21 protein-coding genes, 1 other RNA gene and 1 pseudogene are annotated in these 24,396 nt (G+C 69.2%); 15 read left to right on the top strand and 8 right to left on the bottom strand.

Annotation, left to right across the window (positions count from 1 at the left end; translation table 11 throughout):
• Nucleotides 1–213: 213 nt before the first annotated feature.
• The 3 genes and pseudogenes from ACFOSH_RS20485 to ACFOSH_RS20475 form a co-directional block, all read right to left on the bottom strand.
• Nucleotides 214–817: pseudogene (locus ACFOSH_RS20485) on the bottom strand (FMN-binding negative transcriptional regulator).
• A 38-nt stretch (nucleotides 818–855) separates the two neighbouring features.
• Complete coding sequence (locus tag ACFOSH_RS20480; protein WP_378240597.1) at nucleotides 856–1,677, bottom strand: SURF1 family cytochrome oxidase biogenesis protein; 822 nt, start codon at nucleotides 1,675–1,677, stop codon at nucleotides 856–858.
• A 23-nt stretch (nucleotides 1,678–1,700) separates the two neighbouring features.
• Nucleotides 1,701–2,162: a low molecular weight protein-tyrosine-phosphatase gene (locus ACFOSH_RS20475; RefSeq protein WP_378240596.1), complete on the bottom strand. Its 462-nt coding sequence runs from the start codon at nucleotides 2,160–2,162 to the stop codon at nucleotides 1,701–1,703.
• Nucleotides 2,163–2,291: 129 nt separating this feature from the next.
• Here ACFOSH_RS20475 and ACFOSH_RS20470 point away from each other — a divergent pair, with 129 nt between their 5' ends.
• Entirely contained in the window at nucleotides 2,292–2,612 is a 321-nt protein-coding gene (locus tag ACFOSH_RS20470; protein WP_378240595.1) for a hypothetical protein, read from the top strand.
• A gap of 41 nt (nucleotides 2,613–2,653) precedes the next feature.
• On the opposite strand, the gene ACFOSH_RS20465 is transcribed toward ACFOSH_RS20470, so the two are convergent.
• Nucleotides 2,654–3,211, bottom strand: coding sequence for a chorismate mutase (locus ACFOSH_RS20465; RefSeq protein ID WP_378240594.1), 558 nt, complete (start codon nucleotides 3,209–3,211; stop codon nucleotides 2,654–2,656).
• Nucleotides 3,212–3,242: 31 nt separating this feature from the next.
• Between ACFOSH_RS20465 and ACFOSH_RS20460 the strand changes: the two genes are divergently transcribed.
• The 4 genes from ACFOSH_RS20460 to ACFOSH_RS20445 all read left to right on the top strand — a co-directional run bounded on the left by ACFOSH_RS20460 (nucleotide 3,243) and on the right by ACFOSH_RS20445 (nucleotide 7,780).
• Nucleotides 3,243–4,064 (top strand): Nif3-like dinuclear metal center hexameric protein, encoded by an 822-nt coding sequence (locus ACFOSH_RS20460; protein WP_378240593.1) that lies wholly within the window; start codon nucleotides 3,243–3,245, stop codon nucleotides 4,062–4,064.
• 17 nt (nucleotides 4,065–4,081) lie between these two features.
• On the top strand, nucleotides 4,082–4,819 hold the full coding sequence (locus tag ACFOSH_RS20455; RefSeq protein WP_378240592.1) for a zinc ribbon domain-containing protein: 738 nt from the start codon (nucleotides 4,082–4,084) through the stop codon (nucleotides 4,817–4,819).
• Nucleotides 4,816–5,931 (top strand): bifunctional RNase H/acid phosphatase, encoded by a 1,116-nt coding sequence (locus tag ACFOSH_RS20450; protein ID WP_378240591.1) that lies wholly within the window; start codon nucleotides 4,816–4,818, stop codon nucleotides 5,929–5,931. Before ACFOSH_RS20455 ends, ACFOSH_RS20450 begins: the two co-directional genes overlap by 4 nt.
• A 112-nt stretch (nucleotides 5,932–6,043) precedes the next feature.
• A complete protein-coding gene (locus tag ACFOSH_RS20445; protein ID WP_378240590.1) occupies nucleotides 6,044–7,780 on the top strand; it encodes a hypothetical protein in 1,737 nt (578 codons plus the stop codon).
• Nucleotides 7,781–7,854: 74 nt separating this feature from the next.
• On the opposite strand, the gene sfnG is transcribed toward ACFOSH_RS20445, so the two are convergent.
• The 4 genes from sfnG to ACFOSH_RS20425 are packed head-to-tail and all read right to left on the bottom strand — an operon-like array spanning nucleotide 7,855 to nucleotide 12,846.
• On the bottom strand, nucleotides 7,855–8,982 hold the full coding sequence (gene sfnG, locus ACFOSH_RS20440) for a dimethylsulfone monooxygenase SfnG (RefSeq protein WP_378240589.1): 1,128 nt from the start codon (nucleotides 8,980–8,982) through the stop codon (nucleotides 7,855–7,857).
• A 33-nt stretch (nucleotides 8,983–9,015) separates the two neighbouring features.
• Nucleotides 9,016–11,850 carry an AAA family ATPase gene (locus tag ACFOSH_RS20435; protein WP_378240588.1) on the bottom strand — a complete coding sequence of 945 codons (2,835 nt, stop codon included), beginning with the start codon at nucleotides 11,848–11,850 and terminating at the stop codon, nucleotides 9,016–9,018.
• 31 nt (nucleotides 11,851–11,881) lie between these two features.
• Nucleotides 11,882–12,280: a zf-HC2 domain-containing protein gene (locus ACFOSH_RS20430; RefSeq protein ID WP_378240587.1), complete on the bottom strand. Its 399-nt coding sequence runs from the start codon at nucleotides 12,278–12,280 to the stop codon at nucleotides 11,882–11,884.
• Between the two features lie 11 nt (nucleotides 12,281–12,291).
• A complete protein-coding gene (locus ACFOSH_RS20425) occupies nucleotides 12,292–12,846 on the bottom strand; it encodes a sigma-70 family RNA polymerase sigma factor (protein WP_378240678.1) in 555 nt (184 codons plus the stop codon).
• 247 nt (nucleotides 12,847–13,093) lie between these two features.
• Between ACFOSH_RS20425 and ACFOSH_RS20420 the strand changes: the two genes are divergently transcribed.
• From ACFOSH_RS20420 to ACFOSH_RS20375, 10 genes are all read left to right on the top strand, one after another.
• Nucleotides 13,094–13,744: a DUF4142 domain-containing protein gene (locus tag ACFOSH_RS20420; protein ID WP_378240586.1), complete on the top strand. Its 651-nt coding sequence runs from the start codon at nucleotides 13,094–13,096 to the stop codon at nucleotides 13,742–13,744.
• Nucleotides 13,741–14,550 carry a ferredoxin gene (locus ACFOSH_RS20415; RefSeq protein ID WP_378240585.1) on the top strand — a complete coding sequence of 270 codons (810 nt, stop codon included), beginning with the start codon at nucleotides 13,741–13,743 and terminating at the stop codon, nucleotides 14,548–14,550. Before ACFOSH_RS20420 ends, ACFOSH_RS20415 begins: the two co-directional genes overlap by 4 nt.
• Nucleotides 14,547–15,830 carry an NAD(P)/FAD-dependent oxidoreductase gene (locus ACFOSH_RS20410; RefSeq protein WP_378240584.1) on the top strand — a complete coding sequence of 428 codons (1,284 nt, stop codon included), beginning with the start codon at nucleotides 14,547–14,549 and terminating at the stop codon, nucleotides 15,828–15,830. The genes ACFOSH_RS20415 and ACFOSH_RS20410 overlap by 4 nt, the downstream gene beginning before the upstream one ends.
• Nucleotides 15,751–16,320 (top strand): COG4315 family predicted lipoprotein, encoded by a 570-nt coding sequence (locus ACFOSH_RS20405; RefSeq protein WP_378240583.1) that lies wholly within the window; start codon nucleotides 15,751–15,753, stop codon nucleotides 16,318–16,320. The genes ACFOSH_RS20410 and ACFOSH_RS20405 overlap by 80 nt, the downstream gene beginning before the upstream one ends.
• 14 nt (nucleotides 16,321–16,334) lie before the next feature.
• An RNA gene (gene rnpB, locus ACFOSH_RS20400) (RNase P RNA component class A) lies at nucleotides 16,335–16,733 on the top strand.
• A 447-nt stretch (nucleotides 16,734–17,180) separates the two neighbouring features.
• On the top strand, nucleotides 17,181–18,044 hold the full coding sequence (locus tag ACFOSH_RS20395; RefSeq protein WP_378240582.1) for an SCO6745 family protein: 864 nt from the start codon (nucleotides 17,181–17,183) through the stop codon (nucleotides 18,042–18,044).
• 443 nt (nucleotides 18,045–18,487) lie between these two features.
• Nucleotides 18,488–18,754 (top strand): hypothetical protein, encoded by a 267-nt coding sequence (locus ACFOSH_RS20390; protein WP_005166545.1) that lies wholly within the window; start codon nucleotides 18,488–18,490, stop codon nucleotides 18,752–18,754.
• A gap of 13 nt (nucleotides 18,755–18,767) precedes the next feature.
• A complete protein-coding gene (locus ACFOSH_RS20385) occupies nucleotides 18,768–19,244 on the top strand; it encodes a hypothetical protein (RefSeq protein ID WP_378240581.1) in 477 nt (158 codons plus the stop codon).
• A gap of 3 nt (nucleotides 19,245–19,247) precedes the next feature.
• Nucleotides 19,248–22,214, top strand: coding sequence for an ATP-binding protein (locus ACFOSH_RS20380; RefSeq protein WP_378240580.1), 2,967 nt, complete (start codon nucleotides 19,248–19,250; stop codon nucleotides 22,212–22,214).
• Nucleotides 22,211–24,394 (top strand): magnesium transporter, encoded by a 2,184-nt coding sequence (locus tag ACFOSH_RS20375; protein WP_378240579.1) that lies wholly within the window; start codon nucleotides 22,211–22,213, stop codon nucleotides 24,392–24,394. The genes ACFOSH_RS20380 and ACFOSH_RS20375 overlap by 4 nt, the downstream gene beginning before the upstream one ends.
• The last annotated feature ends 2 nt before the right edge of the window (nucleotides 24,395–24,396 follow it).

Raw genomic sequence — 24,396 nt, 5'->3', positions numbered from 1 at the left:
GCTTCCGCTCTCGTGAGTGGCCAGGACGGTTCCAACCTTCGTTGCCACTCACTTCGGCCACGCCGCGCGTTGCCCGCAGAGTCCGTGAAGGCCTCCTTCGCTACCTTCAGGGTAGGCAAGGAGGCCTTCACGGACCGGCCTGCGTTTCGCTTGCGGCCCGTGTCCGCGGTCGGGGCACTGCCTCGATGCCGGTCAGGGAGCAAGGGACCTTTGCTATCGCTCCCGGCGCGCCAGCTGCGCCCGCGCCGGCGTGTCTCCCGGGCCGCCGCGCCGCTCCAGCGCGGCGTCGATCCGCGAGCGGTCGGCGGGCTGCTTGTTCCCGCCGTATTTGAACTTCGCCCGCACCCGGTCACGGTCAGCTCGACGCCGCGGATGCCGGGGAGCAGCCGCTTGTCCGGCGCCTCGGTGGCGCTCACCGCGACCCGGTCGCCCGACGGTTCGAAGTGCGCGAGCTGCCGGTCCAGGAGCGCGGCCTTCTCCGCGGCGTCGTCGACCAGCCGGACGTCGCATTCGAGCTGGATGGACGTGTAGTACGACGTCGGGACGCCGTGCGGCGGGTCGGCCGGGTGTTCCAGTCGGATCGGATGTAGGTGTGGTCGTCGGTCACCGCGAGCAGCGCACGCGGGTGTTCCTCCAGCAGCGGCCAGACCGGATTGGGGCGCGCGAGGTGCGGCAAAACCGTCCGGTCGCCGTCGTAGACGAAGTGCACCGGGTTGACGACAGGCAGGTCGCGGCCCGCGCCGTCGGCGATCGGCTGGCCGAAGTCGTGCGCCGAGAGCCAGGCCCGCCATTCGGCGCATGGGCGAAGTATGACCACGTGAAATGGACCTATGAAAGGGCCATTTTCGGGTCAGATCAGGTGGCCACTTCGGAGCGTTCGTCCTCGGCCAGCATCTCCGCGACACTCTTGCGCCGCTGCGGCCGTGCCGTGGTCAGCGCGCCGCCCGGCTTCAGTTCCCGGACGGTGAAGTACAGCCAGCCCATCAACGCCATCGCCCCGAACGCGATCCACTGGAGCGCGTAGGAGAAGAACGGCCCCGCGTCGGTCTGCGGCAGCGGCAGCGCGCCGAGCACGCCGGGCTGGTCCACGTCGAGCTGGAAGTAGCCCGGCCGGATGTCCAGCTTCGCGGCGCGCGCGACGACCTGGGAATCGACGACGTAGCTCTGCAGCTTCCCGCCTGTCGACCCGTCGGCGAAGGCGTCGCGGTTCTTGCCGTCCCGCTCGTCGTGACGTGCCCGCGTGACGACGTCGACGATCCCGGCAGGAGGCGCGGCGTAGGGGAGCGCGCGCGATTTGTCGTCGAGGCGGACGTAGCCGCGGTCCACCAGCACGGTCGTGCCTTCGACGGTCCGGAACGGCGTCAGCACCTCGAAGGCAGCTTCGCCCTGTACGGAGCGAAGGCGGGCCACGACCTCGCCCTCGGGCAGGTACGTGCCCTTCATCGCGACCAGGTGCCATTCGGTGCGCTGGTCAGGAGCGGCTCCACCGGGAAGCAACTGATCCAGCGACCGCGGCTGCCCGGAGAACGACTCCCGCAGGGCCGCGTTCTGGTGTTCGCGCTCGTTGTCGCGGGAGAACTGCCACGGCGCCAGCAAGGTGAAGCAGCACACGGCGAAGGTGAACACCACCAACGTCAAAGCCAGCCACCCGGGCTTCAGCAGGAACTTCAACCGCACCCCACCACGGTAAGCGGTCCGCCTCAGGCGTGTGCGCGCACCCAGCCGAGCAGGCCCGGAACGGCCCGCTCGATCATGCCGAGGACGTCCTCGAAACCGTCGTCCTCGCCGTAGTACGGGTCCGGGACCTCGGCGCCTTCGGGCGCGGACGGATCGAACTCGCGCAGCAGGCGGACCTTCGCCGGGTCCGAAACCTTCCGCCGGAGGAACGCCAGGTGGCTGTCGTCCGCCGCGAGCAGCAGGTCGGCGGCCAGATGCCCGCGGTCGACCTCGGCCGCGACGTGACCGGTCGGGTAACCGTGTTCGGCCAGCTTCGCGCGGGCCCGCTTGTCGGCGGCCTCGCCGACGTGCCAGCCGCCGGTACCCGCGCTGGACGCCTGCACGAGGTGGTCGAGACCGGCTTCCTCGACCTTCGCGCGGAAGACGAGTTCGGCCATCGGGGAGCGGCAGATGTTGCCGGAACAGACGAAGACGATGTGCAGCACCCGATCAGTGTGAAGGCCGGGGAGATCGACCGCTCACCGGCTCCGAACGGCTACCGGGCGCGCGAAGCTGGAAAGCCGGGACGAAGCGGGAGTAGACCTCCTGCAGAGAAACACGCAGGAAGGTCGCGTATGAGCGCACCACTACCCATCGTCGAGTCCCCGGCAACCGGGCTTCGCTGGTATCGCATCACCGTGAAGCATCCGCACCCCTACGAGGTCGGGCGGATCCTCTCGGAGCACCACTTCGTCCAGGCGAGATCGCCGAAAGAGGCGATGACCAGGATGCCGTTGCACCTGCGGTCGAGCGCCTCCGTCGCGCCGTACGAGGTCGTCCACCCCGACGTCACCGATCACTCGACGAAGGCCTACCGGGCGATGCTGTGGACGGGCCGCGTCATGCGCGCGGCCGGCCGCTGGGCGGTCAACAAGGACGCGAAGGCGCTGGACTGACGCGAGGGCGACAGCAAAGGTCCCTTGCTCCCGCCCCGCGGTCAGGGGTGCGTGCAGGCCGACCGCACCGCTTCCCCGAGCGCCACCGAGTGCAGCCGGTCCAGCCCGCGTCGCGCGTCGACCAGCCGCACCGCGACCGCGAGTCGTACGTCGCAGGACCGCCGCGCCCGCGCGTCCCGGGTCGCGGCGAGTTCGGTGAGCAGTCCCGCGTTGAGCCGGTCGATCACCGGCCGGACCTCGGTCGCCAGATCGGGCCGTCCGGGCGGCCGCGTGCCGGGTTGCTCGGTCCACCGCGCGTACAGGCCGCGCTGCACGACCTTGTTCGCCTCGATCTGGTCGCGGAAGAACCGCACCACGCCGTCCGCGTCGAGGCCGAGGCCGGGCGCCTTCGCCGCCACCGAGTCGAGGATCTGTTGTTCGCGCACCGGGTCGTCGATCGGCGACGGCGTGCCGAACTTCGCGGCCGCGACCTTGTCGGCGATCTGCACCCGCCGGGCGGCCAGATCGGTCAGCTTCCAGAAACCCGGAGACGCCGAAGCCGGCGTGGGCACCGCCAGCAGACCGGCCACGAGCAGCGCGCAGAGCACCCGAAGTCGCATGCCCGGAAACGCTACATGCGAAAATCCCCCGGTGCCCGCGCTTGCCGAAGTCATCGCCGCCCTGGAGCGGGCGTACCCGCCCGAACTCGCCGAATCGTGGGACGCCGTCGGTCTCGTCTGCGGCGACCCGGCCGAGAACGTGGACAAGGTCCTGTTCTGCGTCGACCCGGTCGACGAGACCGTCGACGAGGCGATCGAAGGCGGCGCGCGGCTGATCGTCGCGCACCACCCGTTGCTGCTGCGCGGCGTCCACGGCGTCCCGGCCGACAGCACCAAGGGACGCCTCGTGCACCGCCTGATCCGCGCCGGTGTCGCCCTCTACTGCGCGCACACCAACGCCGACTCCGCGGCGCCCGGCGTCTCCGACGCGCTCGCCGACGCCATCGGCCTGACCGTCCTCGGCCCGCTCGACCCCCGCGAGGACGGCGTCACCGGCATCGGCCGCATCGGCGAACTGCCCGCGCCCGAACCGTTCTCCGCCTTCGTCGAACGTGTCGCGAACGCCTTGCCCCGCACCGAACCCGGCGTCTACGGCGCGGGTGACCCGGACCGCCCGATCCGCCGCGTCGCGGTTTCCGGCGGTTCCGGCGACAGCTATCTCAAGCGGGCCACCGCCGCCGGGGTCGACGCGTACGTCACCGCCGATCTCCGGCATCATCCCGCCGGGGAACACCTCGCGGAGATCGCCGAAGTCCCCGCCCTGGTAGGCGTCACGCACTGGGCGAGCGAATGGCCGTGGTGTGAGCAAGCCTCGGCCGTCGTCCATGCCGCGTTTGCGGGTAACGTCGTCGTTCACGTCTCCACGCGGTGCACCGACCCGTGGACGCTACGGGCCACCCGAACCGAGCACTAAGAACTTCAAGGAGCACCGTGAAGGCCGACCCCGCCGTCCAGCGCCAGCTGCTCGAACTCGCGAAGGTGGACGCCGAACTCTCGCGTACCGCCCACCGCCGCCGCACTCTCCCGGAGATCGCCGAGATCGACGCGGGCGAGGCGACGGTGCGCGGACGACGCGACGCGCTGGTCTCGGTCCAGACGGCGGCGTCCGACCTCGACCGCGAGATCGCCCGCCAGGAGAAGGAGATCGAGTCGGTGCGCGCCCGCGGCGACCGCGACCGCAAGCTCCTCGAATCCGGTTCCGTCGCGGCCAAGCAGATGACCGACATCGAGCACGAGCTGAACAGCCTCAACCGGCGCCAGTCCGCGCTCGAGGACGACCTGCTCGAGTTGATGGAACGCCGTGAGGCGCTCGACCTCGACGCCCAGCGCACCAGTGCCGAGGTCGCCAAGGCAGAGGGAGAGGTCGCCGAAGCGATCCTCCGGCGCGACGAGAACTTCGCCGACTTCGACACCACGAAGGCGCGCCGCGACGAGGACCGCGCCAAGCTCCTGCCGCGTATCCCGGAAGACCTGCTGAAGCTCTACGAGCGGGTCCGGGCACACAAGGGGATCGGCGCGGCGCTGCTGCGGGCCCGCCGCTGCGGCGCCTGCCAGCTCGACATCGACCGCCGCGAGATCGCCGAGATCAAGGCCGCGCCCGAGGACAACGTCATCCAGTGCGAGAACTGTGGCGCCATCCTGGTGCGCACGCTGGAGTCCGGCCTGTGACCGACCACGTGCTCGTCGAGGCCGACGGCGGATCGCGGGGCAACCCCGGTCCCGCCGGCTACGGCGCGGTCGTGAAGGACCCGGCCACCGGTGAGGTGCTCGCCGAGCGCAAGGACTTCGTCGGCATCGCGACCAACAACGTCGCCGAGTACTCCGGCCTGATCGCCGGGCTCGCCGCGGCCGCCGAGCTCGGAGCGTCCACAGTGGACGTCCGAATGGACTCGAAGCTCGTGGTGGAACAGATGTCCGGGCGCTGGAAGGTCAAGCACCCGTCGATGCAGCCGCTGAACGCCGAGGCCAAGGAGCTGGCGGCGCGCTTCTCCCGCGTGCGCTACGAGTGGATCCCGCGCGCGGAGAACTCCCACGCGGACGGGCTCGCGAACGAGGCGATGGACGCCGGGACGGCGAAGAAGACCGAAGCGCCGAAGAAGACCGTGAAGCAGGACAGGATCAGCCCTGTCGGCTGGACAGGCGCCACCGGCACGCCGACCAAACTGCTCCTCGTGCGGCACGGCCAGACGGCGATGTCGGTCGGCAAGCGGTACTCCGGCCGCGGTGACGTGCCGCTCACCGACCACGGCAAGCAGCAGGCGGCCGCCGCCGCGAAACGCCTCGGCTCGATGGAGGGCCTGGTCGTCGACGGTGAGGTCGCGCCGATCATCGCCTCGCCGCTGATCCGCACCCAGCAGACGGCGCAGGCGATCGCGGACGCGCTGGGCGGCCGGGTCGAGACGCATCCCGGGCTGATCGAGACCGATTTCGGCGACTGGGAAGGCCTCACCTTCAAAGAGGCCATGGACCGCGATCCCGAGTTCCAGACGAACTGGCTTTCCGACACCTCGATCGCGGCGCCGGGCGGCGAGAGCTTCGACGGCGTCCACCGGCGTGTCCGCAAGGCCCGCGACGAGCTGATCGCGCGGTACGGCGGGCGCACGCTCGTGCTGGTCAGCCATGTCACGCCGATCAAGTCGCTGCTGCGGATGGGCCTGGACGCCGGGCCGTCGCTGCTGTTCCGCCTGCACCTGGACCTGGCCTCGCTTTCGATCGTCGAGTTCTATCCGGACGGCAACGCCTCGGTCCGGTTGGTGAACGACATCTCGCACCTGTCCTAGCCGGAGACTGTGGCGCGGATCACGCCTGGATATGACGTGTCGCGAGCGTGTCATGGGGTATTGGCTACAGTTTTGACGACGGGCACGTGAGCGAGAAGGCAAAGACGGGGACATGACGGCGAGCGCACTCAGCGAAGCTTCCGAAAAAGAAGTGCCCGACCCGGCGGAGACGCCGGCCCGTCGTGGCCCGGCCGCCCGGATCGCGCCGTACCTGGCGGTTCTCGCCGGTGTCGCGGCGCTGGCCTGGCATGCCACCCTCTACGGCCACTGGATCGTCGACGACGCGGCCATCACCTTCTCCTACGCGCGCAGTTTCGCCGACGGTCTCGGCCCGGTGCTGCAGCCGGGGCAGCCGTCGGTCGAGGGCTGGTCGAACTCGACCTGGCTGGTGCTGCTGGCGGCAGGCAAGCTCTTCGGCATCTTCGACAGCGGCATGCTGTTCGGCCTTCCCGACTACGTCCTGTTCCCGAAGCTGCTGGGGCTCCTGTTCACCGCCGGGACGCTGGCGGCCTGCCACGTCGCGGCGAAGCAGGTCTTCGAGCGCTTCGCCTGGCTGGCGACGTTGGTCGTCGGGCTGACGCTGGCCGCGATCCCGTCGTTCGTCATCTGGACGATCTCCGGCCTGGAGAACTCCCTGTTCGGGATGGCCGTCGCGTGGCTCGCCGTGCTGCTGTTCGTGGCCGTGCGCAAGAACACCGTGCTCACCGCGAAGGTCGCCATCTGGTCCGGGGTGCTGGTCGCGTTCGCCGCGCTGACCCGCCCCGAAGGCCTGATCTACGGCGCCGCGTACCCGCTCGTCGTGCTGTTCCAGCTGCGGAAGCCGCTGCTGGGGCAGAGCGTCAAGTTCGTCGTGGTGTCCGTGGTCGCCTTCGCGATCCCGTTCGGGGCGTATCTCGCCTGGCGGATCGCGGAGTTCGGCAGGCTGCTGGCGAACCCGTCCATCGCGAAGGGGCAGGGCCTGCCCGGCCTTTCGGCGCTGAAGCAGCCGTTCGAGCTGGTCGGCTACGCCGGTGTCGCCGGGACGATCCTGCTGGCGCTGACCATCGGTTACGCGCTGGTCCGCGCGGAGTGGCGGCGCGCGCTGATCGCGCTGATGACGCCGCTGGCGCTGGGCATCGTCGCCTACGGCGTGATGGTCCCGGACTGGATGGGCCAGCACCGCTTCGCGACCCCGATCTGGATCCTCGCCGCGCTGACCGGGACGCTGGCCGCGGGTGAACTGCTGCGCCGTTCGCGGGCGGTGCTGCGGGCCGTGGTGGTGCTCGTGCTGGTCGCGGCCGCGATCCCGTCCGGGATGGGTTTCGCGTCGTCGTCGGAGAAGTTCCAAGAGTCCCCGACGGTGCCCGCGTGCCTCATCGCCGACCGCTTCGGCCGCGGCTTCAACACCATGGCCGACATCCTCGGCCTCCAGCAGGCGTCGCTGCTGCTGCCCGACCTCGGCGGCTCGTCGATGACCAGCCGCCTGCACCTGGTCGACATGGCCGGGCTGGTCGAGGCGGACGTCGCGGACTTCGTCAAGAAGGGCGACATGCCGGGGCTGCGCGACTACGTGTTCGACAAGGTCAAGCCGACCTTCATCCACTCGTGGGGCCCGTGGGCCGCGGGGAACGGGATCGCGGTCGACCCGCGGATCGACCGCGACTACGAGCCGGTCTTCGTGTACCCGGGCGGCGGACTGCGGAACGGGGACTTCGTGCGCAAGGACGTCGTCTCCAGCCCCGAGAAGCTGAAGGCCGTCCAGGAGTACGCCGCGAAGACCATGCCGGAGGTCGAGAAGGTGCGCTTCGGCAGGCCGCTCAACGACTGCGGCCCCTCGATGCACCCGGGCCAGACGGTGTATCTCCCTTAAAGACCCGCAATTCGGCACCTGGTCGCGATCCTTGCGCGTGCAACGATCGCAACCAGGTGCCGAATTGCCCAGGGTCAGGGAACGGAAGTGACGAGGGGTTCCGGAGTGGCGGCGCCTCGCTCCAGGTCCACTTCCTTCGCCCGGATCACCGGCAGCACGTGCTTCCCGAAGTGCTCGACGTCCTCCAGGTAGTGCAGGAAACCGAGCAGCAGCAGGTTCGCCCCGCGCTTCTTGTACTCGATGGCCCGATCGGCGATCTGCTCCGGCGTGCCGATCAGCCCGGTGCGGAAGCCGTCGTTGTACTGCACCAGATCCTTGAACTCCGAGTCGGCCCACATCCCCTTCTTGTCCGAAGTGGAGCCTCCCGCCTGCTTGACGGCGTTGCGGAAACCTTCGACCGCGTCGGTGTTCGCCTTCTCGACGATCTCGCGCAGCACGGCCTTCGCCTCGCTTTCGGTCTCCCGCGCGATCAGGAAGCCGTTGAGCCCGAAGCGGACGGCGTGGTCGTTCTCGGCCGCGTAGCCGCGGACTTCCCCGACCTGCTCGCTGAAACCGTCTAAGTCCTTGCCGTTGCTGAAGTACCAGTCGGAGACCCGGCCCGCGAGCTTGCGCGCCGCGGTGGAGTTGCCGCCCTGGAAGATCTCCGGATGCGGCCGCCCGAGGGGTTTGGGTTTGATGTCGAAATCGTGGATCCGATAGAAATCGCCGGTGAATTCGGCGTGGTCGTTCGTCCAGAGTTCCTTCAGTACGCGAATGAACTCTTCCGAACGACGGTACCGTTCGTCGTGTTCCAGCCATGGTTCACCGAGGTTCGTGAATTCGTCCTTGAACCAGCCGCTGACCACGTTGACCGCCGCGCGCCCGCCGGAGATCACGTCCGCGCTGGCGACGAACTTCGCGAGCACCCCGGGATGCCACAGTCCGGGGTGGATCGCCGCGATCACCTTCAGCCGCTGCGTCGCGAGCAGCAGCGCGAGGCTGAATCCGGTCGATTCGTGCTGGTAGGCGGCACCGTAGCTGGCCGTGTAGCGGACCTGGCTCAGCGCGTATTCGAACCCGCTGTTCTCCGCGAGGACGGCGAGATCCCGGTTGTACTCGTATCCCCAGTCGGTGCGCTGCTCGATGTCGCTGGTGACCAGACCGCCGCTCACATTGGGGACCCAATAGGCGAATTTGAGTGGTTCGGATTCGATTCCCGGCATGTCGCGGAGTGAACCCGCCACCCCCGGAAACCGTCAATCACCGTCCACGCGCTGGGACCGGCCGAGCGCGGAACTCAATTCGGTGCGTCCGGTGATCTCCAGTTTGCGGTAGGCCCCGGACAAATGCAGCTCGACGGTGCGGCGGGTCAGGTGCAGCGCCTCGGCGATTTCCCGGTTGGTGAGACCTTGTGACGCCATCACCGCGACCCGGTATTCCTGTTTGGTGAGGCCGTGGTCGTTGTCCCTCGCCGTGGTCAGGCTCGTCCGCGCGTCGCGCAGCGCCTCGGCGGCCCGCCTCGCGAGCGGCCGCGCCCCGCAGTGTTTGCCCGACTGCACGGCCCGTCGCAGCGTGACGATCGCCTTCTCGTCCTGCCCGTGCCGGGCCTGCAGCGCGCCGAGTTCGGTCAAGGCCTCGGCCAGCGCCAGTTTCGCCGTCGATTCGCCGAGGACGTCGACGGCCTTGGTGAGCAGGCGTTCGGCCTCTTCGCCATGGCCATCGTCGCGGACGAGACCGGCCGTGGTCAGCGCGCCGCCGAGGATTCTCGGCGTTCCCCACCGTTCCGCGGCGTCGAGATCCTCTTCGGCGAGTTTGGCCGCCGCGTCGGTGCGCCCGAGTGCCAGCGCGGTGCGGGCGGCGTGCGCCCGCCAGGGGGCGAACCCGGGGAAACGCATGCCGTGGTGTTCGAGGCGGCGGCCGCAACCGCGCAGATCTTCGTAGCCGAGTTCGGGTTCACCGGTGGCAGCGCGGAGCCTGCCGCGCGCGTAGAGCAGGTAGTTGTGCGTGAAAAGTGCTTGTGTGGCCCCGAAATCGAGTTTGTCCAGCGCGGCGTTCGCGACGTCGTGGCGGCCGAGGTCGACCGAGACCTCGATCAGCCTGGCCGCGCACAGCACCGCGATCGGACACCGGCTGGTGGCGCCGCGTTCTTCGAACTGCCGCACCAGGGATTCGTAGTGGACGCTCGCCCGCACCAGATCGCCGCCCGCCTGCAGGGCGATCCCGCGGGCGAGAGTGGCGAGGGCGCCCTTCGGCACATGGAAGTCCCAGGGCAGGCGTTTGATGTCGAGGACCTGGCAGAGCTTGTCGGTGAGGGCGGCTTCGTCGGCGAGTACGGCCGTCGCGAGCGTGAAGAAGTAGGGCTGTTCGAACAGTTCGGGTTGCTCGCCGGACAACGCCTCCCCGAAATGCCGGACGGCGTTCGCCGCGGACTTCCCGCTCCGCACCGTGTCGAGCGCGAGCAATCCCGATCGGCTCTGTCGCGCGGCGGGGTCGTTCAGCGGCGCCCATTGCCGTTCGAAGTCGCGGAAGTCCGGCGGCGGCCCGAGTCTGCTGCCCGCCTCGGCGAGATAGGTCATGCACAGCAACGGCCAGACGGCGTCGGGCCCGCCCGCGTCGAGCCGCGCGGCGAACTGGCCGGCGGAGTTGATCGCCAGCCGCGCGTCCGGACCGCAGCACAGCGAAAGGATCATGGCCGTCGCCGCGAAGGCCGCTGTTTCGCGGTCGTCGATGTGGTCGACGGCCTCGCGCACCCTGGCGGGCGCCGAATCCGGGTCGCAGTGGAACTCCGCGTGCGCGAGCTGGAGCAGGATCGCCATCCGCTTGCGTTCGCTGAGCCGTTCTTCCAGCGCCCGCGACAGGAACCGGACGGAGAGTTCCGGATCACCCTCGACCACCGAATGACGGGCGGCCAGCCGCAGGACGTCGACCGCCCACGGGATCCTGATCGCGGTCGCCTCCAGCAGATGGGCGCCGACCCGCTCCGGCGGCGCGCCCGAGTCGTGCAGGAGCCGCGCCGCCCGCGATTGGGTGACCGCCCTGGTGGTGAGCGGCATGTCGGCGAGTACCGAGTTGCGGACGAACCGGTAGGTCAGCGTCGGCCGGTGGCTGTTGGTCAGCAGGTGCACGCGCACCATCGTGTCGATGGCCTCCAGCGCGGTGATCTCGTCGACCCCCGCGAGCTGCGCCAGCAGGTCGAAGCTCGCGTCCTCACCCAGGATCGCGACGGCTTCGAGCATCTTCGGCGCGGCGGTGTACTCGTGCATGCGGACCCGCAGCACCTCGCCGATCATCGCCGAACCCGCGGCGTCCAGGTCCATCCCGGGGACCAGGCGGCGGCGCAGCGCGCCGAGCAGATACGGGTTGCCGCCGGTGACCTTGTGGCATTCCTCGGCGAACCGTCCGAGAGAGACGCGAAGGAACTCCGCGACGTGCCGCGTTCCCAGCCCGCGCAACCGGATCGTCGCCGGAGTGCAGCCGGACATCTCCAGCAGGGCGACCTCGCCGGTCTGCAGATGCCCGATCAGCGAGGTCAGCACGAACATCACCGGCAGATGCTCCACGCGGTGCCGGATGTAGGCGAGACAGCGCATCGACCACGGGTCGGCGAGGTGGAGGTTGTCGATGCCGAGGAACACCGGCCCCTGTTCGGCGGCGTGGCGGACGGTGTGGAAGAAGGCGTCGAGCGCCTCTGTCTGCTCCTGTTCGTTCCGCGGGCGGCGGTCCGGCAGGGATTCGGCGGCGTGCGGTGCCCGCGGCCGCGGTGATCCGGGTTCGGCGGGGGCGTGGGTCAGCCCTTCGATCAGCTGACGGCCGACACCACCGCTCAGATGCGTCTCCAACCGGGACGCGGTCGCGATCGCGACGGTGAACCCGGCCGCTTTCGCGAGCTCACCGGCGGCGTCGAGCACCGAAGACTTGCCCATGCCGAACTCGCCGACCACCACCGCGCTGATGGCCCGGCCGAGGAGCGCGGTCCGGAACAGTCCGGTGATCGTGTCGAGTTCGCTGTCTCGGCCCAGTAACCCGGCGGCGCGGCGCTTCGGTACCGAAGGCCCGCCGAAGGGACTCTCGGGATTTACTTCGGTATGCACCGTAGAGACCTTCGTGTCGGCTTGCGGCAGACTACTTGAACGTAAGCGGAAACGGGAGTAATCGCTGGTCGGAGCCATGGGCCGGCACATCGTCGAGGGGAGCCGGGGACAGGATGTCCGTATCCGACGAGACCCGCCGATGCCGGCCGGACGACCGTTGTGACGACATCAGGGCCGCGACGACGCAGGCCAGCAGGACCACCACGAGGTTGGCCATGATCCTCGACGGCCTGCCGCAGCGCCGGACGACGACGGTGGCCCCGGGGGACAGGTAGCGCAGATCCGCCTTCGCCAGCGCGTCTTCCACCGACGTGAATTCCGCGACCTGGCGCCCGCAGCGCCCGCAGCCCTTCAAATGCCTTTCGAAGGCGTAAGCCTCGGCTTGGTCGAGCACACCGAGTACGTACGCCGCCGCATCGGTGTGTTTCACCTTTCGCTTCATCATCGCGAACCCAGCTCTCCTAACGACCGTCGCAATGTCTTCATCGCCGCGTACAGCCGTGATTTGACCGTTCCCTCCGGGATTCCCAATATCACCGCCGCCTCCCGGACCGTATGCCCGGTCAGATACGTCTCGTAGATGACCGCCTGATATTTGCTGTCCAGATATCGTAACGCCTCGGAAATGACGAGCGCGGACAGTGACCGATCGGTCTGGTCCGCTATTTCGGCGTTTTCGGAACTGTCCAGCTCGACCTCCTGCGGCCGGGCACGCCGGTTTCGCCAGCCGTCGATCACGATCCGCCGGGCAACCGTGAGCAGCCAGCCGCGCAGCATTCCCGGCTCGCGGTTCAACGTGTCGGAATGCTGCCAGGCGCGGATCAGTGTTTCCTGGACGACGTCCTCGGTCCATTGTTGATCATGGCCGGTCAGGTACATTACCTGACTGAACAGAGTCTCCCTGAAATCCTTGTACAGTACGGAAATCAGCTCGTCAGGCATCTCGTTCACCTGATGCTCGCGGCCGAACCGACATCCTCTGCCCACAGCTTCCATAAGAGTTGCGACCTCCCCGGCGACGGAGGATTTCACAGGTTCGTACACCGTAGCGCAGACTATCGCCGTGGGCCATGTGCAGTAGTGCTCTATTTACTATTAGTTGCCCCGGTACGTATGCCGTCGATAAACGGTTCTAAATGTGTCGTGTGATGCACATCACACTGGGGTAGTCGACAGAGATCGAACCGGCCGCTCCGGTTCGCCGTACTTCCAGTGAGGCACTTTGAAGACGGGGACGGGTGAAATGATCTATCGACTGCTCGGAGTGGTGATCGCCTGCCTGGCGATAGGGCTGGGAACGCCCGATCGTGCCTTCGCGGAAATCGACTCCCATGATCGGGAACTGCTCGTGCGAGTACGGCAGGCCTGCCTGTGGGAAGGCCCGATCGGTCGTCAGGCGGAGCAACGCGGAAGCGGGCAGCGGGTGCGGGAGGTCGGCCGCAAACTCGCCGACGACCACGACCGCCTCGACGCCCAGGTCCGTGAACTCGCTTCGAAGGTCCGCGTCGAACTTCCCGGCGAGCCCACCGAAGAGCAGCGGTCCTGGTCGGACGAGATCGCCGCCGCCGTCGGTCCCGGCTTCGACCGTCTCTACGTCAACCGTGCCCGTGCCGCGCACGGGAGCATCTTCGGTCTCGCCTCCCAGGTCCGGGCCGCCACCCGCGACGACGCGATGCGCTCCTTCGCGCAGACCGCCGTCGACACCGTCATGCGGCATATGACCCTGCTCGAAAGCACCGGCATCGCCGAGACGACGTCGTTGACGGTCAGCCCCGCCGGCGGCAACGAACTCGGCGGCGGCGACATCGTTTTCGGCGTGCTCTTGGCGGGGCTCGCCGGGGGAGCGACCTTCGGGCTCGTACGGGTTCTCGGCGCCCCGGGCAGGCGCGCATGACGGCCGCGCTCCTGGCTGTCGTCACGGCCCCGTCGCCGCACGACGGCGGAGTGCGGGACATCGCCACGCTTTCGGCCCGGTTCGCCTACGTCACGATGTGCCTGACGCTGGTGTGGGGCGTGCTGAGCGCCACCGGCTGGATCAGGCGCGTCACCGGTCACGAGGCGTTGCGCGGAGGTCACGTCGTGCTCGCGGTGTTCAGCCTCGCCACCGGAGTCGTCCACGGCCTGTCCTATCTCTTCCTCGACGACGACTCATTCGGGCCGCTCGCGCTGCTGATCCCGTTCGCCGGCGGCGGGTTCGCGCGGCACGCGGCGGGGGTCGCGGGGCTGGAACTGTTCGTCGCCGTCGCGGTCACCGCCGCGCTGGGCCGGGGGGCGATCGGCCACGGGCGGAAGCGGTTCCATCAGCTCGGCTATCTCTCGGTCGGCCTGCTGGCGATCCACTCCTGGCTCGGCGCGGCCGCCAACGGGAATCTCGCGACCGTCTGGCTCGGCGGGATCACCGTGCTCACCCCCGCCGCCGTGCTCACCGTGCTCCGGGTGCTCCCGCCGCGGGTCCTGGTCCGGCTCGGGCTGCTCGACGGCGAAACCGGCCGCGCCGAACCGGTCCGGATCTCCGTCGACGTCAAGAAATGCCATCGCTACGCCATCTGCCAGGCGGAAGCGCCGCAGGTCTTCCAGCTCACCGGAGACGGCCAGCTGCGCTATCTCCGCAAACCGGGCGCCAAACAGGTGCCACTGGTCCAGGCCGCGGCCCGGGCCTGTCCGATGCGAGCCATCCGACTGCAAGGGGCAGGACAATGAGCGAACGGATCGTCGTCGTCGGTGGCGGACTGGCGGGGCTGCGCTGCGCGGAACGGTTGCGGGAACTGCGGTTCGACGGCGAACTGGTGATCGTCGGCAACGAGCCGGGCCTGCCCTATCACCGGCCGGCGTTGTCCAAACAGCTGCTGACCGGCGGCACGGATCCGGCGGAGATGGCGCTCGCCCGGCTCGACGAGATCGACGCCGAATGGCGGTTCAACACCCCGGCCACGCATCTGCAGCCGGGCCGTCAGATCGTCCATCTGCCCGGGGCGGAGGAACTGCGCTACGACGGGCTCGTCATCGCCTCCGGCGTCGAACCGCGGCGGCTTTCCGGTGTCCCGCACGGACATCCGCGCGTGGTCGTCGTCCGGACCCTGGCCGACGCCGCCGAACTGCGCGACAACCTCGCCGCCGACCACGGGCCGGTCGCGGTGCTGGGCAGCGGGTTCATCGGCTGCGAGGTCGCCGCGAGCCTGCGCGAGACGGGTCGCGAGGTCACCGTCATCGGCCGGTCGGCGCATCTGCTCGGCGAAGTCGTCGGCAAGCACATCGGGCAGAAGCTCTCGGCGCTGCACCGGTCGCGAGGGGTGCGGCTGGCGCTGGGCGCGTCCATCGACGACTGGCAGACCACGGCGAACGGTCTGCGGCTGCGCTCGTCCGACGGCTGGATCCTGGACGTGTCCTGTGTCGTCGTGGCCGTCGGGACGGTGCCGTCGATCTCGTGGCTGCGCGGTGCCAAGCTGCCGCTCGACGACGGCGTCGTCTGCTCGCCCACCTGCCACGTGCTGGGGATGAGCACCATCGTCGCCGCCGGTGATGTCGCGCAGTGGCCGAACCTGCGTTTCGACGAGACGCCCAGACGGGTCGAACACTGGCTCAACGCCGTCGAAATGGGCCGGGCGGCCGCGGAGAACCTCCTCGCCGGTCCGCAGGCCGCGCGGCCGTTCGCGCCGGTGCCGCGGTTCTGGTCCGAACAGCACGGCATGCGCATCCAGGCGGGCGGCATCCCGAGGCTCGGCACAGACACCGTCGCGCTCGCCTCACCCGTCGGCGGCGAAAGGCCCGTCACCGGCTTCGTCCGCAAGGGACGCCTGGTCGGCGTCGTCGGCCTCGACAGCCCTTCCGCCGTCCTGCACTGGACCAACGAGATCGCGGAGCAGAACCCCGTCAGCCACCCGGGAGAAACGGAGACGCCTGATGCGCCGATCGCGGTTGACCATGCTCGTCGTCATCGCGGTACTCGTCGTGGGCGCCGCGATGTGGTGGCAGGCGGCTGATCCCGGGGGCCAGGTGGCGCTGACGGCGAGGGCTCCGGTCACCGAAGCCCTCCCCAGTCCGCGTCTCCCTCCGCCCGGCACCTCGCGGTCCAGCACTCCGGTGGACCCGCCGTCCGGCACGCAACTCACCGCCGTCTACATGACCCGGATGGGGCAGGCCGTCCTCGACGACACCGGCGCCGTCCTCTTCCGGTACGAACGCGACAACCCGCACAAGGCCCGCTCGGCGTGCCTCGGGGACTGCGCCGTGGTGTGGATCCCCGTCACGACCACCGGCACGCCGTCGGTGACCGGGATCGACCCGGCTCTCGTCGACACGATCAGGCGACCCGAAGGCACCGAACAGGTGACTTTGGCAGGCTGGCCGCTCTACAAGTTCGCCAACGCGCGCCCCGGCGAATGGACCGGACAAGGCACCGACCACCTGTGGTTCGTCGTCAAACCCGACGGGCAGCGCAACCTGAACTGCCTGCCCGCACCCGTGCAGTAGGATTCGCCGACGGACGAGTCGGCAGGGCGGCCGCGAGCCGGGAGACCGGTTCGAGGAAAGTCCGGACTCCACAGGGCAGGGTGGTTGTTAACGGCAACCCGGGGCGACCCGCGGGACAGTGCCACAGAAAACAGACCGCCTCCGCTCGCTTCGCGGGGGGAGGTAAGGGTGAAACGGTGGTGTAAGAGACCACCAGCGTCCTGGGTGACCAGGACGGCTAGGTAAACCCCACCCGGAGCAAGGCCAAGAGGGAGCCGCGAGGCTCCTGCGCAGGCGATCGAGGGCTGCCCGCCCGAGCCTGCGGGTAGGCCGCTCGAGCCCGTCGGCGACGGCGGGCCTAGATGGATGGCCGCCACTCGCCCAGCCGCAAGGCGAGGCGAGGACAGGATCCGGCTTACACGCCGACTCGTCCGTACTTCTTTTCTTCACGCGCGCGGTCGCGTCGCGTGGGGTGTGTCATGAAAGGGGCGTTCAGGACGAATTTCGTCCTGAACGCCCCTTTCATGACATTCGGGCGCCGGTGACCAAGTACGTGAAGGACCCCTTCACGTACTTCAAAGGTGAGCGAGAGGTCCGTGAAGGTCGCCTTCCCTACCTTGAGCGTAAGGAAGGCGACCTTCACCCACCCGGACCAGCCCCCTAGCCTCAGTAACCCCAGCAACCCCAGTAACCCCCCAGCTCCCGGCGACAACGCGTGAAGGCCCCCTTCCCTCGGCTCAGCCGAGGAAACTCGACCTTCACACCTTCCGGACCGCCGTCCACCTGCGGCCGACCTGTGGGGCGATACCAAAGGTCCCCCGCTCCCACCGCAGCCCCTTCGGACGCTGCGCCCCCTCGCTACTTGCCGGTAGGGTGCCCACATGGGCGAAGCGAGTCGGGTCACGGGACGGTTCCGCGGGACGTTCGACGTACTGCATTCCTTTACCTACTTCGCACCCGAGACGGAAGCCGCGCTCACCGGCGCCGGGCTCCGGCCGGGGCGCATGACCTACTTCGCGGGTCGCGCGGCGCCCATGGGCGCGGTGAGCCCGGGTGTGGTCGCGGCGACCTTCTACAACTTCAATCCCGAACTGGTCGCCCGCTACATCCCGCGCGCGTGGACGCTGGCCACTCCCGAAAAGATCATCGAGGCCCGTTTCGAGGCCGTCGACGCGGCGCTGACCAGGCTGCTCGGAAAGGACACCCTCGGCTCCGAAGAGGTCGCCGAGGCGGCCGAACTCGCTCGTGAGGCGACCGGAGGCTGTCAGGTCGACGGCCGGGCGCTCTACGCCGGGCACGCGGACCTCGGCTGGCCGAGCGAGCCGCATCTCGTCCTTTGGCACGCCATCACCCAGCTGCGTGAGCACCGCGGTGACGGGCACATCGCCGCGCTGGTCCTCAATGGTCTCGACGGCCTCTCCGCTCTTGTCACGCATACCGCCACCGGGAAGGGCTTCCTCGCCGAGGCGGCCAAGGCGTCCCGAGGCTGGAGCGACGAGCAGTGGGACGGCGCGGTCGCCAAGCTCCGTGACAGGGGAATCCTCGACGCCGAGGGCGGTCTGACCGAGGCCGGGAACGATCTTCGCGAGCGCATCGAAGCCGCTACGAACGAGGCGTCGACAGGCCCTTGGGAGCATCTCGGCGAGGAAAAGACGAAACGGCTTCACGAACTGTGCGGGCCTTTGAGCCGCCAGGCCGTCGAAGCGGGCGCTTTTCCCGCGAATGTGTTCTCTACGGGCCGATAATCACGCTATGTAGTGAAAATGCGGGTCCGGATTTCGCTTTGGGTAACGGACGTGTGACTTTCGCTTGATCGGCACCGATGATTTTTGTCGAATGCGTGCTCACCCAGCGGACTCGTGAGAAGCCACCGAACGAGTCATGTCACACTGGTCGCGGCCGGATTTTCCTGGGCCGACCCGTACTCACAGTGAGCAAGACGCGGCAAAGCCGGGTGTTTTCCACTGCGCACTGCGAAATACGGGTGTCCGGGGTTAATCCAGACGACGCTTGCAACGATGATGGAGACCGAGGATGGTCGTGGTGCTGTGCCTCGCTCTGTCACCGGTAGACAAATCGATATCTACAGAGCGCGCTTTGACCACTACGCCTCGTGACGCCATGATGTTCGAAGCACCACCGAGCCAGAACCGCGCGAACCCCCTCTCCGCGCACCGGGAGTAATGCGATGATGACCTTGACCACCCTCGACACGCTGGCCGCCGGCGAGCTCGGCACCGGCAACGTCCGTACCTGGCTGATCGACAACATCATCCCGTTGGTACTGCTGGCCGTCGCGCTTCTGCTCCTGTGGTTGGGCGGTGGCAAAGGGGACAACGCAGGTGTCATGCGCCGTCTCGCCGGTGTCGTGATCGCTCTGGCGATCATCGGCCTCGCGGTGAGTGGTGCCGGAGTCAACGTGGGCCAGTGGATCGCCGGCCTCTTCACGGGCTGAGGCAGGGCCCGCGTTGCGTATCCGCACCGATGACGAGGTTTACCGGGTCGATGCCGTGTGGCTCGGCCCGCCGAAAGCGACTTTTCCCTGGAGGGCCCGCTACGTCGCGTGGCTCGTCGGTATCCCGGTCTTCCTGCTCGTGCTCACCACCGAACGGTGGGCGGGGTGGAGCTTCGGGTTCTTCTCGACCGCCTGGGCTTTCGTCGCCACAATTGTGATCACCCGGTTGATCACGGCCAAGATCAGCCACGAGCGCCCGCTGGGCGCCGTGACCGCGATGGCGGCGAAAGAGCTCAACACACCAAGAGAACGGACCACGGGCACGGGTGGCGCGGCCAGCGCGTCCCGCGTCCGGGTACGGGCGAGCCGCCCGCTACCGAAGCACCGCAGGAGACGGCAGTACCAGTACGACGGCTACGGCGGCGGCGCCGGAGCTCAGGGAACACCACGAGCGCGTCGGAGCCGTCCTGCGGCTCAGGCCGGGAGGTAGTCGTTGTTCGGTCGCGGCGGAAGCCGAGGAAAACGTGATCGTGACCTGCCGCAAGGGGCCTGGAACCCGCCCCAGCAGGTCCGCTCCGCGCAGCCCAAGAAGGCCGGCAAAGGGAGGCGGCTGCCCGGCGAGGCGGCCATACCCACCTATACCCCGTCCATCGCGGCGCGAAGCATCGACGGGCACCTGTTGCGCACCGGGTACGAGGTCTACGCCTGGTACCGGCTCGCGCCGCAGCGCTGGTCGTTCCGGTCGGACTCGCAGCGCCGTGACCTGATCGCGGCCATCGCCGGTCAGTACGCGGAGCTCCAGGGCCGCTGGCTGCACCTGCGCGTGACCAACCGGCCGTACCCGATCCGCATGTGGGCCGAGGCCCACGTGCACAACGCCGTCGGCCGTCCCAAGGACGTCCCGGGCGCGCAGTCCTTCGACGACTACCTCATCGGCGAGCAGCAGCAGCTGATGGGCCGTTCGATGGCCGAAAAAGAGGTCTATCTCGGCGTCCAGGTGCAGACCCGGCGGATGATCGACCGCGCGGTCGAGAGCGCCGCCCCGGTGCTGCGCAAGATCCTGCCGGAGGCCGTCGACGCCGAACTGGCCGCGCTCGACTCCGAGGTCGAACACCTCGACCAGGTGATCGGCTCGGCCGGGCTCGAAGGCCGCCCGGTGCACGCCGAGGAGATGTCCTGGCTGATGCACCGGTCGTGCTCGCTGGGCCTGCCCGCGCCGCGCAACATGCCCGCTGTCCCGGGCGCCGCCTGGGAGCCCGAAGACCTCGCCAGTTTCACCGACGCGGCGGACTTCCACGCCGATCCGTACGCGCCGACGGTCACCGTGCGCGGCCGTACAGGCTCGAACGCCGGGGTCTCGCGGCATCTCGCGGTCCTCACCGTCGGCCAGATGCACGGCCTGCAGATCCCCGAGGTCGACGACCCGTGGATCCAGCACGCGGACCGGCTGCCCGCCGCGGTCGAGGTGTCCGCGCGGATCTACGTCCGGCGCCCCGAAGAGGTCGCCGGTGAGCTGCAGCGCCAGATGAACAAGGTGCGTTCGCAGGTCAAGCACTACACCGACGAGCACGAGCTGGAGCCGCCGCAGTCGCTGGCGCGCCAGGCGGGCCGGGTGCTGGAGATCGACGACGAGATGACGTCGGGCTTCACCGCGCTGGCCACCCGTGTCCGTTCGTGGTGGCGGCTGGCGGTGTCCGGGCCGACGGAGCGTGACGCGCTGCGCCTGGCCCAGCAGCTCCTCGACCTCTACAAGCCGAAGATCGCCGTCGAGCACCCCGAAGCCCAGTACGCGCTGGCCCGGGAGTTCATCCCCGGCGAGCCGCTGGCCTCGGCGGCGTACATGCGCCGCGGTTCGGTCGTGTGGGCGTCCTCGTCGGTGCCGACGGCGACGGCCGAGGTGGGTGACCGCCGCGGCATCCTGCTCGGCGAGACCGTGACGGCGACCCGGCGCCCGGTGGCCTGGGACCCGTGGATGGCGCAGGAGATCCGCGACGGCTCGGGCCTGACGGCGATGGTCGCCGGCCTCGGTGGCGGCAAGTCGTTCCTCGGCGGCGGCATCGTCTACAAGACGCTCCGCGCGGGCGCGCACTGGACGATCCTCGACCCGTCCGGTCCGCTGTCGCGGCTGTGCGACCTGCCCGAGCTGCGGCCGTACGCGCGGAACATCAACCTGCTCAACGCGCAACCCGGCATCCTCAACCCGTACCGGGTGGTCGCCGAGCCGCAGATCGAGCACTTCATGGACGAGGACGACCCCGAGCGGTCGTGGCGACGGGAGAAGGCCCTCGCGGGTGCGACCCGGCGTCGTCTCGTGCTCGACGTCCTCACCGGCGTCCTGCCCTACGAGGTCTCGCGGATGGCGCAGACCCGGATCGTGCTGCTGCGCGCCGTCCGCGCGGTCGGCGGCCGGTTCGAAGCCGACCCCGGCCAGGTCATCGACGCGCTGCGGCGGGACTCCAGCGAGCACCACGAGCACGCCGTCGTCGTCGCGGACTTCCTCGACGAGATGCGCGAGCGGATGGCGCTGCTCATCCCGGAGACCGACGCGGACCCGTACGCCGAGACCCGCGACGACAGGATGACCGTGCTGACCATGGCGGGGCTGACCCTGCCGAAGGACGGCGTCCCGCGCGAGTACTGGACGGACGCGGAATCCCTCGGCGTCGAGATGCTGAACCTCGCCGCGTGGCTGACGCAGCGGTCGGTGTACGAGAAGCCGAAGGAACTGCGCAAGGGCGTCTGGATCGACGAGGCGTTCTTCCTCTCCGAGGTCCCGACGGGCCGCGTGCTGATGAACCGCTTCGCACGTGACTCGCGTAAGTGGAACGTCCGGGTGCTGCTGTCCTCGCAGATCCCCGCGGACTTCCTGAAGATCCAGGGTTTCGTGGCGCTGCTGGACTCGGTGTTCGTCGGACGGCTCGACGACGACGACGCCCAGGCCGACGCGCTGCGCCTGCTGAAGGTCCCGGTCGGCGTCGGCTACGAGCAGGTGGTGGCCGCGCTCGGCCGTCGTCCCGGTTCGTCACGCGATCTCCAGCGGGACGTCGAGCCTCGGCAGTTCATCTTCGGTGACGGTGCCGGCGGCGTGGAGCGGATCCGCGTCGACTTCTCCGGGCCGCACCTGGAGCACCTGCGCCGGGTCATGGACACCACGCCGGGTTCACCCGACGCCAAATCGGCCAAATCGGCCAAGCCGGGCAACGACCTGGCCGTCCCGGAGGAGAAACAGTACGTCCCGGTGCCGCCGGAGGACGACTTCGAGCTCGAAGAGGACCTCGAGCTCGCGGCCGAACTCGAGGTCGGCCTCACCGATGATCAGATGCTCGGCGCCCCGGACCCGTTGGCGGCCGAAACCGGAGAAGTGCAAGGCGCTGTCCAAAACGGACATAACGGGAACGGGAGCCAAGGCGAGCAACGCGCGCGCGCCGGCAAGGGTGGCACCGGCAGGGATGCCGCATGAACACGGTGATGACACTGGCGTTCGTGCTCGCGTTCGCGGCCGGCTGGCACGCGCTGCGCCGCCGCCTGAAAGAGGGGCCGCGGCCGGGCAAGACCAGACCCAGCCGCCGCGCGACGATGTTCGTCGTCATGCTGATCCTGGGCCTGCAGGCCGTGGCGACCGCTCCGGCGGCGTCGGCCGCGGCCTGCGGTGAAGCGCCGAACCCGGAACGGCCCGGCGCGGGCATGGTCGGCGCGCTCGACCCGCCCGCCACGGCCAAGGGCGAAGGCGGCAGCCCGTACAACGTCTACGGGTACGCCGGCCACGTCTGGGACACGTTCGAAACCGACTGCGGCCCGCTGGCGGGCATCACCTCGCCCAACTCGACGATCGACACCTGGGCGGGCAACCAGCTGTTCAACATCGGCAAGAACCTCGTCGGTGCCACGAACTCGCTGCACTACACCGTGTTGCAGGGCAGCCTGCTCAGCCCGCTGTACAACGCCGTCAAGGCCGGGGCCGAGAAGGTCTACAACAACATCTACGCCCAGTTGTTCGGCCTGGCCGCGCTGATCATGTCGATCATGTTGTTCCGCAACATCTGGCGCGGCGATCTCGCCGCGGTCAGCAAACGGGCGCTGTACGGGCTGGCCGCGGTCTGGCTGGCCGCGTCCTCCCTGGCGCTCCTGCGGTTCCTCGATCCGATCGACAACGCGATCGTGCAGACCACGACCAACATCCAGGCCGGGTTCATCGACGAGGCCAGGACGCCGCCGCCGACGACACCGCCGCCGCCGACGACACCGCCGCCGCCCTCGGCGCAGCCGTGCCAGGCGACCCCGGAGGCGGTGGCCGCCCGCCAGCCGTGGGACCGCGTCCCGACCGAACTGCACTGCCGGGTCGTCTACGACAACTGGCTCCGCGGAGAGTTCGGCAGCCCGGATTCGCCGCAGGCGCTCCAGTACGGTCCGCTCTTGTTGGACGCGCGTGCTTTCACCTGGGGCCAGATCCAGCAGGGCGGCGACGCCGACACCGCGCTGGTGGACTCCAAGAAGGCGGCGTTCAAGGACATCTCCACCAAACTCGGCCCGGCGACCGGCTACTTCACCGGTGAGGACGGCAGCCGCGTCGGCGCCGGTTTCCTCTCGCTCGGCCAGGGAATCTTCTATTCCCTGTTCCAGCTGCTGGCCAAGGCCACGGTTCTGCTCGCGCAGGTGCTGATCAGGATCTTCGTCCTGACGGCGCCACTGATCGGCTTGATCGCGTTGCTCCAGCCGCAGATCATGCAGCGCATCCTCAAGGTGCTCGGGGCGGTCGCCTTCAACCTGGTGGTGCTCTCGGTGCTGGCGGGCGTGCACACGCTCCTGCTGGAAGCGATCTTCACCGCGGGGAACTCCTTGTCCCTGCTGACGAAGATGGCACTGGCGGCCATCATCACCGTGCTGCTGTTCATGGTCGGCCGCCCGGTGCGGCGGCTGTGGCAGATGGTCGAGATGTCCGTCGGCATGGTCGGCGGCGCGGTGCCGTCGCCACGCGGCGGGCTCTTTTCCCGCTTCCGCAAGAAGAACAACGAGCAGACCCCGCAGGACGCGTTCTGGCAGAACGTCCGCGACACCGACGACGTCGTCGACGGCGACCTCCGCGGTCCCGTGGGCGCGACGATCGGCGGCGGCCGGTTCCGGCCCGAGGCGACGATCTTCGCCAGCTCCCAGCGGCTCGACAACGGTTCCGGCGCGATCCGGCCCGCGGCGGCCTGGTCGGGAGCGCCGTGGCCCGGCGCGGTCGGCGGTGGTGGTGGCGGCCTGCCCGCGCTCCCCGCCGGTGGCGGAGGCGTGCCGGTGTTCGGCCAGTACAACCCGGCCGCGGGTAATCCGGGCGACTCCATGTTCACCTCCGGTGGGCGGAGCCCTGTCCAGATCCCGAGCCGCCGGGTGGACACCTCGCCGGTCGCCGACCGGCGCTGGAACGACGAACCGGAGCCGGTCGTGGTGCCGTCGCGGATGAACTCCGCGGGCGGCGGCTACACCACGCCCGACTACTCGGGTGCCGTGCCGGCGCAAGCGGGACCGTCGACGCCGCGTCCCCGCCGCGTCGACCCCGAAGTCGTCGCGGGCAAGCCGGTCTTCGTGCTGTACCGGCCTTCGCGCGGGCTTGAGGTCCGCGAAGAAGTCCGGGACACAGACCACGCAGTGGGCCGGTGACC

The sequence above is a fragment of the Amycolatopsis speibonae genome (assembly GCF_042647925.1).
GTDB classification, from domain to species: domain Bacteria; phylum Actinomycetota; class Actinomycetes; order Mycobacteriales; family Pseudonocardiaceae; genus Amycolatopsis; species Amycolatopsis speibonae.
This window is presented reverse-complemented; position numbering and strand designations above follow the sequence as displayed.